Below are 16806 nucleotides of genomic sequence, written 5' to 3' on the forward strand. Positions count from 1 at the left end.
GCGCTCGGGCCTCATTTTCACACGGGCAAGCTCGGCGGAGCAATCGCAGCTTACAAAACTGGGGAAAATTATGGGAATCAATTTCAAGGACGCTACCGGCCTGCATGCGGATGCACTGCAACTGCGCGCCGAACGCACCCGCATCCTCGCTTCCAATATCGCCAACGAAAATACGCCGGGCTTCCAGGCGCAGGATATCGACTTCGCGGCCTCCATGGCGCGCCTGCAGGCCGAAGCGAACGGTGAACTGCCACTGGACGGCGACTCGTCGCCGCTATACCGCGTGCCCTACCACCCGACCGCCGACGGCAACACCGTCGAGATCGGCGTCGAGCAGGCCGCCTTTTCGCAGAACGCAACCGATTTCCAGACCAGCCTCACCTTCGTGAACATGAAGCTGCGCGGTCTGGCCAAGGCCATCAACGGCCAATAAGCGAGGTAGCCCATGAGCTTCAAGGACATATCCCAGATCGCCGGCTCGGCGATGGCGGCCCAGACCGTGCGTCTGAACACGGTCGCCTCCAACCTGGCCAATGCCGACTCCGTCGCCGGCAGCGAGAACGAAACCTACCGCGCCCGCAAGCCCGTGTTTGCGGCCGTGATGAACGAGGGCCTGGACCCGGCCGCCGGCGGCCGCGTGCAGGTGCTTGACGTGGTCGAGAGCGCCGAGCCGCTGCGCCGCGTCTACGAACCGGACAATCCCCTGGCCAATGCCGAGGGCATCGTGTTCTACCCCAACGTGAACCAGGTGGCCGAGATGACGGACATGATGTCCGCCTCGCGCGCCTTCGAAACCAACGTGGAAGTGCTGGGCCGCATCCGTGGCATGCAGCAGTCCCTGCTGAAGCTGGGAGAAGGCTAAGCCATGGAAACCAATCTCTTCACCAATAGCGCGGCCGCCGCCGCCAACAACACCAATCCCCTGCAGAACGGCGCCAACGCCACGCAGGACATGTTCACCAAGCTGCTGGTGGCCCAGATCAAGAACCAGGACCCGACCGATCCGGCCAAGCCGGAGAGCTTCGTCCAGCAGCTGACCCAGCTGTCCCAGACGGAGGCCCTGCAGAACCTGGCCAACCTGACCAGCTCGAACGCCAGCGTGCTGCAGAGCATGCAGGTGCTGGCCATGGGCGCCCAGGTCGGCTCGGACGTGATGGCCAATGTGGACCAGGTGCAGCTGGGCGACACCAAGGTCAAGGGCGAAGTCGTGCTGGGCGCCTCCAGCACCAAGACCACCCTGGTGCTGACCGGCGTCAACGGCGTCGAACACAATATCGAGCTTGGGTCGAAGTCGGCGGGGGCCGTGGCCTTCGCCCTCGATCCGACGGCGCTGGGCCTGCCGCCCGGCACCTACAAGATGAAGGTGGTCACCAGCACGGGCGAGGAACCGCCGGTCGACATCTCGGGCCGCCTGAACAGCGTGCGCCTGGGCGCGGGTGGGGCCATCGTGCTGAACGTCGCCAACGTGGGCGAGGTTTCGCCCGCCGCCATTACCGCATTCAACGGCAAAGCTGCCACTACTTCCACTGTCGCCGCTGCCGGCGCAACGTCTTCCGCTCAATAAGGAAAGGAATACACCATGAGTTTCGATATCGCGCTGTCCGGCATCCAGGCCATCAACGAACAGCTGGACACCATCTCCAACAACATCGCCAACGCCAACACCTACGGCTTCAAGTCCAGCCGCGCCAATTTCTCCGCGATGTACGCGGGCACGACGCCGGTCGGCACCCAGGTCACCTCCATGACCCAGAGCATCGGCCTGAACGGCGGCATCCTGAACACTGGCCGCACCATGGACGCCTCCATCAACGGCCGCGGCTTCTTCGCCGTGAAGGACGGCACGGGCCAGGTCAACTACACCCGCGTCGGCATTTTCAACAAGGACGTCAATGACATGGTGGTCGACGCCAACGGTCGCAAGGTGCAGGGCTACAGCATCACGCCGCCGAGCACCGTCCCCGGTCCGCTGGGCGACCTCAAGATTCGGACCGGCCTGATCGATGCTAGCCCGACTACGAATGTCAAATTCACCGCGAATCTGTCGAAGGACTGGATTCCACCCACCGCCACTTTCGACCTGCCAGATGTCGTGACCGACCCAACTATTCCGGTCGTGCCCACTCCAGACTCGTATAACATGACCAAAACCTCGCTGGTCTACGACTCGCGCGGAACCCAGCACTCAGTAACCCAGTATTTCAGGGCTCTCAGTGCCACCCAAGTCCGGGTCTATACTGCCTTCGACGGCACTGATATCTCTGTCTTGGACGCCGCCCTGCCCAGCCCCATCGATATCACCTTTGGTACAGACGGCCAGATCGCCTACCCGGCGCCGCCAGCACCGCAGGAATTGAAGAATCCGATCACCATCGACCTGAGCGCGCAAGGGGCACTGAACTTGGTGTTCGACGTCGACTACACCGGTACCACCTACCAGGCTGGCGACGCGGTGACCTCCACCAATGAAGCCGACGGCTATTCCGCCGGCGCCTATGTGGGCGTGGAACTGCAGGACGACGGCGGCGTGATCGCCAAGTACTCCAACGGCCAGCGCCAGCGCGTGGGCATCGTGGCACTGGCCACCTTCTCGAACGAGGAGGCACTGACCTCGACCGACAACACCAGCTGGATCGCCACCAGCGCCGCGGGCACGCCGAACTTCTCCGAACCGGGCGTAGGCCTGGCCGGCACCCTGTCCGCCACCACCCTGGAAGGCTCGAACGTGGACATCACGGCCGAGCTGGTGGGCCTCATGACCTCGCAGCGCAACTACCAGGCGAACTCGAAGGTCATCACCACCGAGAACCAGATGCTGCAGTCGCTGATGCAGGCGATGTAAGGCTGAGCCGCGATGGATGCGCTGATCTACACAGCAATGAGCGGGGCCGAGCGGGCCCTGCGCGGCCAGCAGGTGCACGCCAACAACCTGGCGAACATGGACACCAACGGTTTCCGTGCCAACCTGGAACTGGCCGCCGCCCAGACCGTGCCCGGCTACGGCTACGACGACCGCCACATGGCCAACCTCCAGGCCAATGCGATCTCGACCAAACAAGGCACCCTCAAGGCCACCGGCCGCGAGCTGGACGTGGCCATCGCCGGACCCGGCTATTTCGCGGTGCAGGGCCCCACCGGCGAGGCCTATACCCGCGCCGGCGGCTTCACCCTGGATGCGGACGGCACCCTGACCGTGAACGGCATGGCCGTGCTCGGTGAAGGCGGCCCCATCACCCTGCCCCAGTACAGCAAGATCGAGATCGGCACCGACGGCACCGTGTCGATCCAGAGCCCGGGCGGCCTGGGCCAAATGCAGACCATCGACAAGCTCAAGCTGGTGCGCGCGGAAGGCCCGGAGCTGACCAAGAACGAGGCGGGCCTGATCGTGACCCGCAGCGGCCAGCCCCTGAACGCGGACGCCACCGTCGCGGTGCGCGCCGGCCACCTGGAAGGCAGCAATGTGTCGGCGGTCGAGGAAATGATCGCCACCATGAGCCTGAACCGCACCTTTGAAGTGCAGATGAAACTGTTCAAGGCCAGCGACGAGATGACCGTCGCCGGCAACCGCCTGATCGGCGGCTAAGCCAGACAACCATTCGGGAGAATGCCATGAATCCAGCAATGTGGATCAGCAAGACGGGCGTGCAGGCGCAGGACGCCAAGCTGCAGGCCATCGCCAACAACCTGGCCAATGCCAACACCGTCGGCTACAAGAAGGACCGCGTGGTCTTCGAAGACCTGTTCTACTCGGTCGAAGGCCAGCCCGGCGCCCAGCGCGCCGACAACAACACCCTGGCGCCCACCGGCGTGCAGCTGGGTAACGGCACCCATGTGGTGGGCACCCAGAAAGTGCACACCACGGGCGGCGTGCAGGTCACCAACAGCCAGTACGACGTGATGGTGAGCGGCAACGGCTTCCTGCAGGTGCGCCGCCCCAACGGCGAAGCGGCCTACACCCGCGCCGGCCAGCTGGGCCTCGATTCGAACGGCGTGCTGATCAACGCTCAGGGCCTGCCCCTGGTGCCCCAGATCACCGTGCCCACCAATGCCACCGCCATCACCATCGGCGAGAACGGCACCGTGTCGGCCACCATTCCCGGCAATGCCGCGCCCACCGAGCTGGGCCAGCTGACCGTGACCACCTTCATCAACCCGGCCGGCCTGCAGGCCCTGGGCGAGAACCTGTTCCAGGAAACGGCCTCCAGCGGCGCGCCCACGGAAGGCCGCCCCGGCGACGCCCAGTTCGGCAAGCTGCGCCAGGGCGCCCTGGAAAGCTCGAACGTGCAGGTGGTGGAAGAGATGGTGGACATGATCGCCGCCCAGCGCACCTACGAGATGAACACCAAGGTGCTGTCGGCAGCGGACAATATGCTGCAATACCTGGCACAGGCGGCACGCTGATGAAAGCGCAACTGAGCGCAATGGCCGCGCTGCTGCTGGCCGGTTGCGCAAGCTTCAAGCCGGAGCCCGTGCGCCCCGGCCCGATCGACGAGCCGCCGGCGGTGGCCCGCATCGCCAGCCCGCGCGCCGCGGGCGGCGGCGTGTTCCGCGAGGGCGGCCTGTCGCTGACCTCGGACAGCCGCGCCTTCCGCGTGGGCGACGTGGTCACCGTCATTCTGCAGGAAACCACCCAGGCTTCCAAGAGCGCCGGCACCAAGGCCAGCAAGGACACCAGCCTGGGCGTGGCCCCGCCTTCCCTGCTGGGCAAGACCTTCAACAAGGGCGGCATCGACCTGTCGGCCTCGCGCTCCTTCGAGGGCGATTCGAGCAGCACCCAGGCCAATGCCCTGTCCGGCTCCATCACCGTCATCGTGCAGGAAGTGCTGCCCAACGGCCTGCTGCGGGTGGCGGGCGAAAAGGCCCTGACCCTGAACCAGGGCGAGGAATTCGTGCGCCTGCGCGGCTTCCTGCGCCCGGCCGACATCGATTCGAGCAACCAGGTATCCTCGCTGCGCATCGCCAACGCGCGCATCGCCTACTCGGCCCAGGGCACCCTGGCCGAGGCCCAGCAGCCCGGCTGGCTGACCCGCTTCTTCCTCGGCCCCCTGATGCCCTTCTGACCATGAAATTCCGCACCCTGCTTCCCGCCGCCCTGTGCGCCGCCGCCCTGCTGGCTTCCCTGCCCGCCACGGCCGCCCAGGCGCTGCGCAACCTCGTGTCCGTCGAAGGCGTGCGCGAGAACCCGCTGGTGGGCTACGGCCTGGTGGTGGGCCTGAACGGCAGCGGCGACTCGACCCAGGTCAAGTTCGCCAGCCAGTCCATCGTCAACATGCTCAAGCAGTTCGGCGTGAAGATGCCGGACGGCGCGGACGCCAAGTCCAAGAACGTGGCGGCCGTGATGGTGTCGGCCGTCTTCCCGCCCGGCTACCGGCGCGGCCAGCCCATCGACGTCACGGTCTCCTCCCTGGGCGACGCGAAAAGCCTGCGCGGCGGCGCCCTGCTGCTGACCGAGCTGCGCGCGGCGGACAATGAAGTCTACGCCCTGGCCCAGGGCAATGTGGTGGTGGGCGGCCTGAACGCCTCCGGCAAGAGCGGCTCCTCCGTCACCGTGAACACCCCGACCGCGGGCCGCATTCCGAACGGCGCCATCATCGAGCGCGAGATCCCCACCGATTTCGCCACCAACCCGACCGTGCGCCTCTCGCTCAAGCACCCCCAGTTCGGCACGGCCACCAATATCGTGGACAGCATCAACCGCAAGTTCGGCAATATCGCCACCACCGCCGACGGCACCAGCGTCGACGTCGTGGCGCCGGACAATCCCACCCAGCGCGTGGCCTTCATGGCCCGCCTGGAGTCCCTGCCCATCGAGGTGGCGGCGGAGAACCCGAAAGTGGTGTTCAACTCCCGCACCGGCACCGTGGTGATCGCCGACGGCCTGCGCGTGAAGGCGGCCGCCGTGACCCACGGCTCGCTGAAGGTGGTGATCTCGGAAAGCTCCAAGGTGAGCCAGCCCGCTCCCTTCAGCCAGGGCCAGACCACGGTGACGCCGCAGTCGCAGGTGAGCGTGGACCAGGGCACGGCCCAGATGTTCAAGTGGCCCGCCGGCGCCCGCCTGCAGTCCATCATCGACGTGGTCAACAGCCTGGGCGCGACGCCGGACGACATCATGGCCATCCTCCAGGCCCTGGACCAGGCCGGCGCCATCGAAGGCGAACTGGTGGTGATCTGATGAGCGGCGACTTCCTCCCCCTGCCGCCGTCCATCCTGCCCTCGAGCAACGCGGGGGCGGACGAGACCATCAAGGCGGCCGCGGCCGATCCGGTCGACCCCGCCTACCGCAAAAAGGCGAACGAGGCGGCCCTGAAATTCGAGAGCTTCTTCATCGCCCAGATGCTGCACAAGATGCGCGACAGCACGCGCACCCTGGCGGCGGACGACAGCCCGAACAAGAGTTCGGTGCACGACGACATGCTGGACATGGCCGACAACCTGGTGGCCGACCAGCTGGCGAACCGGCGCGCCTTCGGCGTGGCCGACGTGCTGCTGCGCCAGCTGCTCCCGGCAGCCCCGGCCGCGCCCGCCCACCCGCTGCCCGCTGCCGTGGACAAAAAACCGCCCACCGCTTAATAAGCGGCCCCGGGCGGTCGCCTATTACCGTTAACGGAATAGTATGGCCTGACTGTTGCACCCAGGAAAGAACCGCTCATGACTCTTATTAACAACGCACTCTCTGGCGCAATCGCGGCGCAGGCCTCGCTGAACACGACCAGCCAGAACCTTGCCAATCTGAACACCAAGGGCTACACCCGCCAGGGCGTGCTCCTGAACGCGATTGCGCCGGGCGTGGGCACGACGGGCGCCGGTTTCGGCGTGAAGGTGAGCGCCCTGCTGCGTTACAGCGATTCCTACAAGACCCAGCAGCTGTGGCGCTCGAACGCGGACCTGTCCAGCTATAGCCAGACCCAGCCCTACCTGAGCCAGCTCGAGCAGGTGATGGGCGACGCCCAGGCCGGTCTCAGCGTGGGCGTGGACAATTTCTTCAAGGCCATGAACGCGGTGGGCGTCGACCCCACCTCCACCCCGCTGCGCGGCCAGGTGGTGCATACGGCCAATGCCCTGGCCGAGAACATCAACGCGATCTACCAGCTGACGCGTACCCAGCAGCTGTCCGTGGTGCAGCAGCGCGAATCGGTGGTGCCCCAGTTCAATACCCTGACCGCCACGATCGCCAAGCTGAACGACCGCATCACCGCCGCCCAGGCCCTGGGCACCAACACCTCGGCCCTGGTCGACGAGCGCGACCGTGCCATCGACGAGCTGTCCAAGCTGGCCTCGCTGGAAGTGATCGAGCAGGACGACGGCACCCGCACCGTGTCGCTGAAGACGGGCCAGGCCCTGGTGGTCGGCGGCGTCGCGGGCGTGATGAGCATCGACAGCACCACCTCCCTGAAGGTCGACTTCGGCAACACCAGCTTCACGCTGGACGACAAGCGCATGGGCGGCCAGCTGGGCGGCATCGGCAAGTTCGAGAAGGACACCCTGCTGCCCCTGCAGCAGTCCCTGCTCGACCTGGCCGAGCAGATCACCACCATGGTCAACACCCAGCACGCGGCGGGCTTCACCATCGGCCCGCCCCCGGCGCCGGGCGGCGACCTGTTCCAGTTCAACGGCGGCGGCTCGGGCGGCATCATGTCGGTCGTGGCCGGCTTTACGACGGCCGACCTGGCCTTCTCCTCGGACGGCACGCCGGGCGACAGCGGCAACCTGCAGCTGCTGGTGGACCTGAAGAACCAGAGCGTCAACCTGGCTTCCGTGGGCAGCGTGATCCTGGGCGACGCGGATACCCAGCTGGTGGGCAAGCTGGCCGTGGAAAGCCAGCAGAACCAGGCCCTGGTCAAGACCGCCACCACCATCCGCCAGCAGGCGGAGGACGACTGGGCCTCGACCAGCTCCGTCAACAAGGACGAGGAAGCGGTCAACCTGGTCGAGTTCCAGAATATGTACCAGGCCAATATGAAAGTGCTGGCCGTGGCCAACAACCTGTTCGACGCCACGCTGGCGATGTTCGGCTAAGGAGCTACCGTGCGTATCGCATCCATCCAATTCGCGGCGACGATGAACCGTTCGCTGACCCTGAACCAGGACCCGCTGGCCCGCCTGACCCAGCAGATGGCGTCCGGCACCCGCATCCTCGTGCCCTCGGACGACCCGATCGCCAACGTGCGCGTGTCCCGCCTGCAGCGCGAAGAGGCCATCGTCAGCCAGTACATCGACAATATCGCCGCCGTCCAGGTGCGCCTGAACAAGAGCGAAGCCTTCCTCGACAGCATGGTGGCCGACATGAACGAGGCGCGCGACCTGCTGGTCTGGGCCCCGGACACCAGCAACACGGCGGACGACCTGCATGCCATGGTCAACAGCCTGGTATCGCTGCGCGACAGCATCTACTACACGGCCAACCAGCGCGACCAGGAGAACAACTATGCCTTCTCCGGCACCCAGACGGATCTGGCCGCCATGGGCTTCGATCCCGCCGCCGCCGCGGGCTCGCGCTACACCTACCAGGGCAACACCAACAAGCAGGAGGTGGTGGTGGGCAATGGCGTGACCCAGGACGCCAATGTGGACGTGTCGGGCCTGGAGGTGTTCCTCAATTCCCTGGACATCGCCATCGAAGGCCTGGCCGCCGCGACCACGACGGGCGCCGAGCCGGTGCTGCACGGCCAGCTGGGCGACGCCCTGCGCGCCACCGACGACGCGATGGCCTTGATCTCGGGCAAGATCGCCACCCTGGGCGGCGCCGGCAATGTGCTCAAGACCCTGGAGCAGAACCACGCCAACGTCAGCCTGTCCAACAAGACCGCGATCCACGATATCGGCGCGCTCGATTACGCTGTCGCCGCGACCGAGCTGAATGGTTATAATCTGGCCCTGCAAGCGACCTACAAGTCCTACGCCCAGATCAGCGGCCTTTCCCTGTTTAACGTTATCTGACCGCCATGCAAATTGTCCAGCGTTCCTCCTCCGGTATCGGCACTGCCAGCTCGGCCACTTCGGCCAGCCAGCTGGAGCCGGCCAACCTGGCGGAACAGCAGGATACCCAGGGCAAGGCTGCCGGTGCGGCGCAGCCGTCCCAGCCTTCCGCGCCCATTCGCCGCGGCCTGAGCAACTGGGACCAGCCCTTGCAGAACGACATCTCCAGCGCCCAGCAGGCGGTCGATTTCCTCGAGCAGAGCGCCGCCCAGCTGCGCGCCCTGAAGTCCGACCTCTCCGCCAAGCTGGCCACGCGCCAGATGCGCGAAGGCCAGGTCGAACAGCGTATCCGCCAGTTCACCGATACCTGGCGCCAGCGCCAGGAGGCGTCGGGCGGCACCCTGGACAACCGCCTGAACTACAGCACGGCGCCGGCCGCCCAGCGCTTCAGCATCCGCGGCATGAGCCTGGCCAACCTGCGCAACGGCGGCCGCGAAACCCTGGCCCTGGCCGTGGGCACCGGCCCGCAGAGCCTGCGCTCCATCCATCTCAGCCCCGGCCTGTCGGACGCCGAGATCGTGGCCCGCTTCGATGCCGCCCTGGCCCCGGCCGGCGTGCGCGCGGCCATGACCCAGCAGGGCGAACTGCAGTTCTCCACGTCGGAGGCGAACTGGCCCGGCGTGCGCGACGCCATCGCCGTGCAGGGCGCGGGCATCCGCTTCCCGACCGGCCAGCTGAACCGCCTGAAGGCGGAAGCCGAGCCTTCGCCCATTGCGCCCGAAGCCTGGGGCACGAACGATATCGAAAGCATGCGGGCCACCCTGCAGCAGGTCATGCAGGCCCTGGCCCATGTGGAGATGGCGCTGTCCAAGGTGCGCGCCGAGCTGAGCGCCGCCTCCGTACGCGTCGACTCGGCCATGCCGCAGATCGAAACGGCGGGCGTGGACGATCTCGCCACCCAGTTCGCCAATATCGCCGACGAGCCGGGCTACCAGTCCCTGCTGGCGCTGACCTCCGCCCTGGTGGGCATCAACCGCGAACGCGTGGTGTCCCTGCTCAGCCTGCGCTGAGCGTCCGGCCGCTGCGCAGCAGCGCTCCCATCTGGGCCGCCGGCATCGGCGGCGCATACACGTAGCCCTGGGCGTAGTCGCAGCCCGCCTCCCGCAGCATGGCCAGCTGGGGCGCCGTTTCCACGCCTTCCGCCACCACTTCCGCCCCCAGCTTGTGGGCCAGGGCCACGATGCCTTCGCACATGGCGCGCTGGCCGTTGCCGTTCTGCAGGCCCGCCACCAGGCTGCGGTCGATCTTCAGATAATCCACTCCCGCCTCGCCCAGATGGGCGAGCGCGGCCTGCCCCGTGCCGAAATCGTCCAGCGCCAGGTCCACGCCCAGCTCGCGCAGGCTGCGCAACCGGGACGGCGCCTCCGGGCCTGCCTCGCCCAGGGCCACCTCGCCGATGTCTAGCACGATGCTGTGGGGCGCCAGGTCCAGGCCGTGCAGGAAGTCGCGCCAGCCGGCGCGGGTGTCGTGGCCGTCCACCAGGAGGGCGGGAGGCGCGTTCACGCTGATCTGCACGGGCCGCTCCAGCTCCTGCTGCCAGCGCAGGGCCTGGCCGGCGGCGGTGCGGAAGGCCCAGTCGCCGATGGCCTGCAGCAGCCCCGCCGTGGCCGCCCCGCCCAGGAAGGCGCCGGGCGCCAGCAGGCCCCGCTCGGGATGGCGCCAGCGCAGCAGGGCTTCGGCCCGCGCCACCTCTCCCCCCGCCAGCTGCACGATGGGCTGGTAGTGCAGCTCGAACTCTCCCTGGGCCAGGGCGCGCCGCAGGGCGGCGGCCAGGCGGCCGCGCTGCTGGGCCTGCGCCTGCAGTTCGGCCGTGAAGTAGCGGTAGCGGCGCCCGCCCTCCTCCTTGGCCGCGTGCATGGCCTGTTCGGCATGGTGCAGCAGGTCCTCCGGCTCGGCCGCGTCGGAGGGATAGAGGGCGATGCCGATGCTGGCCGTGAGCTGGGCCTGGCCGCCTGCCAGGACGAAGGGCCGGGCCAGGGTGTCGAGGATCTGGGCCGCCGCGCGCTCGGCGCTGGCGGCCTCGTCCAGCCCGCCCACCACGACGGCGAACTCGTCGCCGCCCGTGCGCGCCAGGGTGTCCGCCAGGCGCAGCGCGCCGCCGATGCGTTCGGCCACCTGGGCCAGCAGGCTGTCGCCCTGCGCCCGGCCCAGCTGGGCGTTGATGCGCCGGAACTGGTCGAGGTCGATGGCCAGCAGGGCCAGGGACTGCTCTTCCCGGCGGCACTTCTTCATCTCCTGGCCCAGGCGGTCGTGCAGGATATGGCGGTTGGGCAGGCCGGTCAGGGCGTCGAAGCTGCTCTGCTGCCAGGCCACGCCCGCCGGGGCCAGTTGGCTGTCCAGTTCGCTGAGCAGGGCCAGGGCGCCCAGGTAGCGCCCCTGGTCGTCGAAGACGGGGCTGGCGGCCAGGCTGGCCCACAGCTCGCTGCCGTCCTTGCGCAGGAACTTGAACTCGTGGCGCTCGGCCAGGCCCTGCTGGCGGCGCGCGATATTGCGCTCCAGGATCGAGCGCCCTTCCCGGTCCATGAAGTGCACCAGGGGCTGGTCCAGCATCTCCTCGATGTCGTAGCCCAGCATCTCGGCCATGCGCGGATTGACGAAGCTGGTACGCGCCCGGGTATCGATCTCCCAGATGCCTTCGCGCGCCATGTGCACGATGCGGCGGAAGCGCTCTTCGCTGCGCTCCAGGGCGGGCAGGCGTCCCTCGGCCGTTTCCAGCACGATGCGCACCGCCTGGCCGCCCGCCACGGCGCAGCCCGTCAGGCTGACGGGCAGTTCGGGCACCCCGGGCCGGCCTTGCAGCTTGAGCTTGGTGTGCCGGGGCTCCTCGCTGTTGATGGCCTCGCGCAGGAAGCGGTCGAAATCGGCGCGGAAGCGGGGCAGCACGGCGTCGCGGAAATGGCGGCGCTCCGTGCCGCCGCGGCGCAGGCCCAGCAGGCTCGCACCCAGCACATTGCTTTGCAGGATGACGCTGTCCAGCGCCAGCAGGAAGTAGCCGACCGGGGCCAGCAGGTGAAGTTCGTGCACCAGGTCCTGCTCGCGCTCCTGGCGCAGGCGGCCCGGGCTCAGGGGCAGCTCGTCGGGGCGGGCCAGGCTGCGGCTGCCGCCCATGGCGGCCAGCATGGCCTCATGCGGCAGCAGGCCGGCGATGCCGGCCATGCCGGGCGCCAGTCCGTGCAGCAGTCCCGGCTGTTGCAGGTCCTTCTCCATACGCGCTCCGCAAGAGACTCACGGCGCGAGCCTACCATGCAGGCCCAATGCCGGGCGCACGGCTCTGGCGGCTTCAGCTGCCGCGGTGGGCCCGGTTCAGGTGCCGCTCCGCGCGCCGCTGCAAGGCCTCGAACAGCAGGCTCAGCACCCAGTAGATGGCGGCTGCGGCAATGTAGAGGGGCAGCGGGCGGAAGGTCACGGCGATCACTTCCTTGGTGGCCAGCATGAGTTCGGCCATGGTGATGACGGAGACCAGGGAGGTGTCCTTGATCAGGCTGATGAGGGTATTGCTCATCGACGGCACGGCTACCCGCAGGGCCTGGGGCAGGATGACCCAGCGCAGCGTCTGGCCGTAGCCCATGCCCAGGCTGTAGCTGGCCGACCACTGTCCCCTGGCGATGCTGGCGATGGCGCCGCGCAGGCTCTCGGAGAGGTAGGCGCCGGAATTGAGGCTGAGGGCCAGGATGCCCGCCGTAACGGGCGTAAACTCGATGCCCACGCTGGGCAGGCCGTAGTAGATGACGAAGAGCTGCACCAGCAGCGGCGTGCCGCGGAACAGGCTCACATAGAAGGCCGCAGGCAAGCGCGCCAGCTTCCAGGGCACGGTGCGCAGCACGGCAGTGGGAAAGCCGATGATCAGGCCGCCCACCATGGCGGCCACGGCGTACAGGAGGGTATAGCCCGCGCCCGCCAGCATGACGGGCGCCGCTTCGCGCAGCAGCTCGACCCAGTCCATCAGGGCGCCTTGCTGACGTCGGTGCCGAACCACTGCACGGCGATGGCGCTCAGGCTGCCATCCGCCGCCGCCTCGGCCAGCGCCTTGTTCAGGGCCGCCTTGAATTCAGGATTGCCCTTGCGCAGGGCAATGGCCACGCGCTCCACCTGGCCCACTTTCGCGCCGGGGCGGATCGGCAGCTTCGTCGTCTTCAGCAGGTAGGCGGCGATCAGGCTGTCGTTCAGGGCGGCGTCGATGCGGCCCGCGGCCAGGTCGGCCAGGTTTTCCGGCGCGGCCGGGTAGCTGCGCACATCGATGCCGCCGGCCGCCTTGGCCTGCTGCTCGAAGATGCTGCCCTGGCCCACGCCCACGCGCTTGCCCTTCAGCTCCGCCAGGCTCTTGTACTGGGCCGTGTCGTTCTGGCGCAGGATCAGCATGGGCGCCGAGTAGGTATAGGGGATGGTGAAATCGAAGGCCAGCTCGCGCTTGGGCTGGATGGTGACCTGGGAAACGATGACGTCGTACTTGTTGCTGGCCAGCCCGGCGAGGATGGCAGACCATTCCGTGGCCACGAACTCCGCCTTCACGCCCAGCTTCTTCGCCACCAGGTGGGCCACGTCCACGTCGTAGCCCGCCAGCTGGCCCGTCTTCTGGTCCTTGAAGTTGAACGGCGGGTAGGTGCCCTCCATGGCCACTTTCAGCGTGCCGCGCGCCTTGACGGTGGCCAGCAGGTCGGCGGCCGAGGCGGAAACGGTTGCGGCGGCCAGCACAAGGGTGGCTGCCAGGCTCAGGAGGGGTTTGCGCATGAGGGGGAATCCTTCCGGGTTCAGAAATGGCGGCGGCCGAAACGGTGGCCGACCACGAGGGTAGTGCTGGCGACCAGGCTCGACAGGCCCAGGATCAGCTGCACCAGCTTGTCGTCCGGCAGCGTCCAGAACGAGCCCCTGGGAGGCTCGGCCTGGGCCACGGCCGTGATCAGGGGCGACACCCATTCCGCATCGGGCGTAACATCGAGCAGGATGGCGCCGTCGGCCGTCTGCATGAAGATGTCGCCGCCATCGGCGAGGGTGAAGCAGACGCCGTAACCGGTCTCATGCTTGGCGACGTGTTCCTGCAGGGCCAGGTTATGTTCGGCGATCCACAGCTCGGCGTCGGCGGGCGTTTCCAGCGCCGTCCAGGGCACGGGGCGAAAACGCGGCGGGGCCGCATCGTCTTGGTCAGTAGGCTGCATAGCCCAGCAGTGTAACCGAAGAAGGAGGGAAGATGAAACTGAAGCGCTATGTCTCGGAATTCGAGGAATTTTTGGACCGCTACAAGCAGGATCACCCCGGCACGGAGGAAGACCAGTGGCGCGGCTGGAAGATCTGGTGGGACCACCGGCTCGACCTGGACGCGGTCGACCGCGCCCGCAAGGACAGCGTGCCCACCGAACCGTATTACTACGGCTGATCAGCCCTTCCAGCTGCGCTTGAGGCCCGTGTCCGCATGGATCCAGCCGCCGCGCGGCCCTTCCCGGTAATAGAAGCCCACCCCGCCCTGGCGGAAGCTCTTGACCAGCTCGCCCAGCACCTCGGCGTTCAGGTTGGCGATGCGGATGTCGGCCGCCTTCCCTTCCATATGCAGCGACTGGCGCGCGGCAGGCACGCCCTGCTCGATCAGGCGCTTGTTCGAGGCCGGCGTGCGGTAGCCGGACAGTATCTCGACCGGACTCTCGATGCCGTAGCGCTGCACGAAGGCCTGGGTGCCCCACAGGGTTTCCAGCAGCTTGGGATCGATGGGAGCCGTCTCCTTGCCGTTCACATCGCGCAGCAGGTAGCACAGCTCCTGGTAGGCTGCATCGATGATCTCCCCGTCCCGCCAGTACAGCAGGCGGGCCTTCTCGCCGCTCTGCGGACGGGTGACGCTGATGGTGCGCGGCTTGACCCAGAATTCCAGGTCCAGCATCTGCGCGTCGAACAGGTCGGGCGGCGGCGCCAGCTCCTGCGCCTTCGCCCTGGAAAAACCCAGCATGGGCGCCCCCACCAGGCCTGCCAGGCCCAGCGATTGACGGATAAATGCTCTGCGTGTTGCCATAAACCAATCCCGTGGTAGCGATATGGGTACTATAGCGTATAGCAGGGGGAGTTGAGAAAGCTCTTTAAGTTCGGCGCGCAAATTCCCCACATTTTCAGGCCGCGGCGGCCTCTTCGTGAGCAGGCAGGCGGGCCGCCGGCGCATCCAGCAGCTCGCCCTGGACCAGGGGCCAGACCCGCGCGGCCTGGGCGGCGCTGCTCAGGGCCAGCAAGGCCGCGCTGTCCTCGATACGGCGGAACAGGGTGCGTGCGCCCAGCTCCGCGCTCCGCAGCAGCAGCTCGGGCACGGCCTGCGCGTCGTCCAGCTTGCGGGTGTCGACGCGCAGCACGTCGGGCCGCACCCGGTCCAGCAAGGCCAGGCCTTCGCGCGCGCCGGACACGGCAACGCCGAAGCGGAACCCGTTGCGGCGGTAATTGTCCGCCACATAATTGAGCAGCCAGCTCTGCTGCGGCGTCGCCCGGGGCAGCTGCAGCACCACATGCTCCAGGGGCAGGCCGAGGGCATCGAGAATGCGGCGGAAGGCATAGCCGTGGTTGCTGCTCACCGCGCCCAGCAGGCGGGCGTGCACGTTCAGGTGCAGGTCCAGGCCCGCGCTCGCCTCCTGCCGGAAGAAGTTAATCGCGTGCAGCATGCGGCACAGGCGGTCCAGCTCCACGGACTCGTCGTCGCTGGCCGCATGGTCCAGCAGGCGCCAGAGGGACAGGCCTTCGTCGGCGGGCGCGGCGCTGCGCGCCAGGCCTTCGGCGCCCACGGGGCGGCCGCTGTCCAGTTCGCGTACGGTCTGGAACACGCTCGTCATGCTGCAATTGAAAAAGCGCCCGCGCGCCCTGCCCTGGCTGTCGAGCCACAGGCTGCTGTTGGCATTCTCGGCTGTGCCCAGCCGCGCCAGATACTGCTGAAGAACCGGATAGGCCATTGCCCCTCCCAGGAAAGCGAACACGGCGCCAGACTACGGCGCGCCGCGCCAACGCGGAAGGAATGCTTTCGCCCATCGATATGCGGCGACCGTATATGCCCTGCGCCACATATACATATTAAAAAAGATTAGTTCTGGTAATAAGGGCTCGGCGGTATCGTAGCGGCGTGATCAATCAGTGGTGACGCCCATGTGCCAGCTCCTCGCAGTCAACAGCAGCAAGCCAGCCGACCTCGGCCAGTACTTCGACGTCTTCGCCGAGCGCGGCGGCCGCACTGACGAGCACAAGGACGGCTGGGGCATCGCCTTCCACAGCGGCAAGCGCTGCCGGCTCTTCACCGACCACCGCGCCTGCGTGGAATCGCCGCTGGCCGCGCGCATCCGCCGCACGCCCCTGCGGGCGCGCAACATCCTGGCCCACATCCGCAAGGCCACGCAAGGGCGGATCGCGCTGGAAAACAGCCACCCCTTTGCGCGCAAGCTGTGGGGCCAGACCTGGTCCTTTGCCCACAATGGCGACCTGAAGGGCTTCCAACCCGCGCCGGGCAAATACCGTCCGCAAGGCGACACCGACAGCGAAGCCGCCTTCTGCCACCTGCTCTCCCGCCTGGCCGAGCGTTTCGACACGGCCCCGTCGGCCAGCGAACTGCACGCCGCCCTGGGCGAATTCGCGGCCGGCATTGCCGTGCACGGCACCTTCAACTTCATCCTCTCCAATGGCGAGACCCTGTACGCCCACTGCTCCACAAAGCTGCACTACCGGGTGGACGGCCGCCAGGCCCTGATCGCCACGGAACCCGTGGACAGCGAATCCGGCTGGATCCCCTTCGCCGCCGGCGACCTCAAGGCCTTCGGCTCCGGCCAGCGCATCGCCTGAGCCCCCCCAAGAAAAAAGTTGCTTAAATGGGGACAGACCCCT

General features: G+C 67.5%; 20 protein-coding genes. 14 read left to right on the forward strand and 6 right to left on the reverse strand.

The genetic code is table 11. The annotated features are described in order from the left end of the window. Window positions 1-70 precede the first annotated feature (70 nt). From flgB to LSQ66_RS11140, 12 genes are all read left to right on the forward strand, one after another. Window positions 71-433 carry a flagellar basal body rod protein FlgB gene (flgB, locus tag LSQ66_RS11085; protein ID WP_231769834.1) on the forward strand — a complete coding sequence of 121 codons (363 nt, stop codon included), beginning with the start codon at window positions 71-73 and terminating at the stop codon, window positions 431-433. 12 nt (window positions 434-445) lie between these two features. Further along, entirely contained in the window at window positions 446-862 is a 417-nt protein-coding gene (flgC, locus tag LSQ66_RS11090; RefSeq protein ID WP_231769835.1) for a flagellar basal body rod protein FlgC, read from the forward strand. Window positions 863-865: 3 nt separating this feature from the next. Then, window positions 866-1564, forward strand: coding sequence for a flagellar hook capping FlgD N-terminal domain-containing protein (locus LSQ66_RS11095; RefSeq protein ID WP_231769836.1), 699 nt, complete (start codon window positions 866-868; stop codon window positions 1562-1564). 15 nt (window positions 1565-1579) lie between these two features. Further along, complete coding sequence (locus LSQ66_RS11100; protein WP_231769837.1) at window positions 1580-2842, forward strand: flagellar hook protein FlgE; 1263 nt, start codon at window positions 1580-1582, stop codon at window positions 2840-2842. Between the two features lie 12 nt (window positions 2843-2854). Continuing rightward, window positions 2855-3583 carry a flagellar basal-body rod protein FlgF gene (flgF, locus tag LSQ66_RS11105; protein ID WP_231769838.1) on the forward strand — a complete coding sequence of 243 codons (729 nt, stop codon included), beginning with the start codon at window positions 2855-2857 and terminating at the stop codon, window positions 3581-3583. Window positions 3584-3609: 26 nt separating this feature from the next. Then, window positions 3610-4401, forward strand: a complete 792-nt coding sequence (gene flgG, locus LSQ66_RS11110; RefSeq protein WP_231769839.1) for a flagellar basal-body rod protein FlgG — start codon at window positions 3610-3612, stop codon at window positions 4399-4401. Further along, window positions 4401-5060, forward strand: a complete 660-nt coding sequence (gene flgH / locus LSQ66_RS11115) for a flagellar basal body L-ring protein FlgH (protein WP_231769840.1) — start codon at window positions 4401-4403, stop codon at window positions 5058-5060. Before flgG ends, flgH begins: the two co-directional genes overlap by 1 nt. A gap of 2 nt (window positions 5061-5062) precedes the next feature. Then, the gene (locus LSQ66_RS11120; RefSeq protein ID WP_231769841.1) at window positions 5063-6172 is read left to right on the forward strand and encodes a flagellar basal body P-ring protein FlgI; all 1110 of its coding nucleotides are present in this window, start codon (window positions 5063-5065) and stop codon (window positions 6170-6172) included. Then, entirely contained in the window at window positions 6172-6570 is a 399-nt protein-coding gene (locus tag LSQ66_RS11125; RefSeq protein ID WP_231769842.1) for a rod-binding protein, read from the forward strand. Before LSQ66_RS11120 ends, LSQ66_RS11125 begins: the two co-directional genes overlap by 1 nt. Window positions 6571-6648: 78 nt before the next feature. Beyond that, on the forward strand, window positions 6649-8016 hold the full coding sequence (gene flgK, locus LSQ66_RS11130) for a flagellar hook-associated protein FlgK (protein WP_231769843.1): 1368 nt from the start codon (window positions 6649-6651) through the stop codon (window positions 8014-8016). A 9-nt stretch (window positions 8017-8025) separates the two neighbouring features. Next, window positions 8026-8937 (forward strand): flagellar hook-associated protein FlgL, encoded by a 912-nt coding sequence (gene flgL, locus LSQ66_RS11135; RefSeq protein ID WP_231769844.1) that lies wholly within the window; start codon window positions 8026-8028, stop codon window positions 8935-8937. A gap of 5 nt (window positions 8938-8942) precedes the next feature. Next, on the forward strand, window positions 8943-9986 hold the full coding sequence (locus LSQ66_RS11140) for a hypothetical protein (protein ID WP_231769845.1): 1044 nt from the start codon (window positions 8943-8945) through the stop codon (window positions 9984-9986). Here the strand turns inward: LSQ66_RS11140 and LSQ66_RS11145 are convergent. The 4 genes from LSQ66_RS11145 to LSQ66_RS11160 form a co-directional block, all read right to left on the reverse strand. Continuing rightward, entirely contained in the window at window positions 9973-12183 is a 2211-nt protein-coding gene (locus LSQ66_RS11145; RefSeq protein WP_269449170.1) for a putative bifunctional diguanylate cyclase/phosphodiesterase, read from the reverse strand. The two genes, LSQ66_RS11140 and LSQ66_RS11145, sit on opposite strands and share 14 nt — an antisense overlap. A gap of 73 nt (window positions 12184-12256) precedes the next feature. Further along, a complete protein-coding gene (locus LSQ66_RS11150; protein ID WP_231769846.1) occupies window positions 12257-12919 on the reverse strand; it encodes an amino acid ABC transporter permease in 663 nt (220 codons plus the stop codon). After that, window positions 12919-13704 (reverse strand): transporter substrate-binding domain-containing protein, encoded by a 786-nt coding sequence (locus LSQ66_RS11155; RefSeq protein ID WP_231769847.1) that lies wholly within the window; start codon window positions 13702-13704, stop codon window positions 12919-12921. Before LSQ66_RS11155 ends, LSQ66_RS11150 begins: the two co-directional genes overlap by 1 nt. Before the next feature lie 20 nt (window positions 13705-13724). Beyond that, on the reverse strand, window positions 13725-14129 hold the full coding sequence (locus tag LSQ66_RS11160) for a hypothetical protein (RefSeq protein WP_231769848.1): 405 nt from the start codon (window positions 14127-14129) through the stop codon (window positions 13725-13727). A 32-nt stretch (window positions 14130-14161) separates the two neighbouring features. On the opposite strand from LSQ66_RS11160, the gene LSQ66_RS11165 reads away from it, so the two are divergent. Beyond that, entirely contained in the window at window positions 14162-14347 is a 186-nt protein-coding gene (locus LSQ66_RS11165; RefSeq protein ID WP_231769849.1) for a DUF3460 family protein, read from the forward strand. On the opposite strand, the gene LSQ66_RS11170 is transcribed toward LSQ66_RS11165, so the two are convergent. Further along, entirely contained in the window at window positions 14348-14971 is a 624-nt protein-coding gene (locus LSQ66_RS11170) for a YcbK family protein (protein ID WP_231769850.1), read from the reverse strand. Window positions 14972-15065: 94 nt separating this feature from the next. Further along, complete coding sequence (locus LSQ66_RS11175) at window positions 15066-15887, reverse strand: EAL domain-containing protein (RefSeq protein ID WP_231769851.1); 822 nt, start codon at window positions 15885-15887, stop codon at window positions 15066-15068. A 190-nt stretch (window positions 15888-16077) separates the two neighbouring features. Between LSQ66_RS11175 and LSQ66_RS11180 the strand changes: the two genes are divergently transcribed. Then, a complete protein-coding gene (locus LSQ66_RS11180; RefSeq protein WP_231769852.1) occupies window positions 16078-16764 on the forward strand; it encodes a class II glutamine amidotransferase in 687 nt (228 codons plus the stop codon). Window positions 16765-16806 lie beyond the last annotated feature (42 nt).

The sequence above is a fragment of the Massilia endophytica genome (genome assembly GCF_021165955.1).
Lineage (GTDB): Bacteria > Pseudomonadota > Gammaproteobacteria > Burkholderiales > Burkholderiaceae_D > Rugamonas > Rugamonas endophytica.

Excerpts from the sequence above, each read along its gene's own strand:
- flgH (WP_231769840.1), top strand. The coding sequence starts at position 4,401 with ATGAAAGCGCAACTGAGCGCAATGGCCGCGCTGCTGCTGGCCGGTTGC.
- LSQ66_RS11175 (WP_231769851.1), bottom strand. The coding sequence starts at position 15,887 with ATGGCCTATCCGGTTCTTCAGCAGTATCTGGCGCGGCTGGGCACAGCC.
- LSQ66_RS11145 (WP_269449170.1), bottom strand. The coding sequence starts at position 12,183 with ATGGAGAAGGACCTGCAACAGCCGGGACTGCTGCACGGACTGGCGCCC.
- LSQ66_RS11095 (WP_231769836.1), top strand. The coding sequence starts at position 866 with ATGGAAACCAATCTCTTCACCAATAGCGCGGCCGCCGCCGCCAACAAC.
- flgK (WP_231769843.1), top strand. The coding sequence starts at position 6,649 with ATGACTCTTATTAACAACGCACTCTCTGGCGCAATCGCGGCGCAGGCC.
- LSQ66_RS11140 (WP_231769845.1), top strand. The coding sequence starts at position 8,943 with ATGCAAATTGTCCAGCGTTCCTCCTCCGGTATCGGCACTGCCAGCTCG.
- LSQ66_RS11150 (WP_231769846.1), bottom strand. The coding sequence starts at position 12,919 with ATGGACTGGGTCGAGCTGCTGCGCGAAGCGGCGCCCGTCATGCTGGCG.
- LSQ66_RS11100 (WP_231769837.1), top strand. The coding sequence starts at position 1,580 with ATGAGTTTCGATATCGCGCTGTCCGGCATCCAGGCCATCAACGAACAG.
- flgF (WP_231769838.1), top strand. The coding sequence starts at position 2,855 with ATGGATGCGCTGATCTACACAGCAATGAGCGGGGCCGAGCGGGCCCTG.
- flgB (WP_231769834.1), top strand. The coding sequence starts at position 71 with ATGGGAATCAATTTCAAGGACGCTACCGGCCTGCATGCGGATGCACTG.
- LSQ66_RS11155 (WP_231769847.1), bottom strand. The coding sequence starts at position 13,704 with ATGCGCAAACCCCTCCTGAGCCTGGCAGCCACCCTTGTGCTGGCCGCC.
- flgC (WP_231769835.1), top strand. The coding sequence starts at position 446 with ATGAGCTTCAAGGACATATCCCAGATCGCCGGCTCGGCGATGGCGGCC.
- LSQ66_RS11125 (WP_231769842.1), top strand. The coding sequence starts at position 6,172 with ATGAGCGGCGACTTCCTCCCCCTGCCGCCGTCCATCCTGCCCTCGAGC.
- LSQ66_RS11120 (WP_231769841.1), top strand. The coding sequence starts at position 5,063 with ATGAAATTCCGCACCCTGCTTCCCGCCGCCCTGTGCGCCGCCGCCCTG.
- LSQ66_RS11160 (WP_231769848.1), bottom strand. The coding sequence starts at position 14,129 with ATGCAGCCTACTGACCAAGACGATGCGGCCCCGCCGCGTTTTCGCCCC.
- LSQ66_RS11170 (WP_231769850.1), bottom strand. The coding sequence starts at position 14,971 with ATGGCAACACGCAGAGCATTTATCCGTCAATCGCTGGGCCTGGCAGGC.
- LSQ66_RS11165 (WP_231769849.1), top strand. The coding sequence starts at position 14,162 with ATGAAACTGAAGCGCTATGTCTCGGAATTCGAGGAATTTTTGGACCGC.
- flgG (WP_231769839.1), top strand. The coding sequence starts at position 3,610 with ATGAATCCAGCAATGTGGATCAGCAAGACGGGCGTGCAGGCGCAGGAC.
- LSQ66_RS11180 (WP_231769852.1), top strand. The coding sequence starts at position 16,078 with ATGTGCCAGCTCCTCGCAGTCAACAGCAGCAAGCCAGCCGACCTCGGC.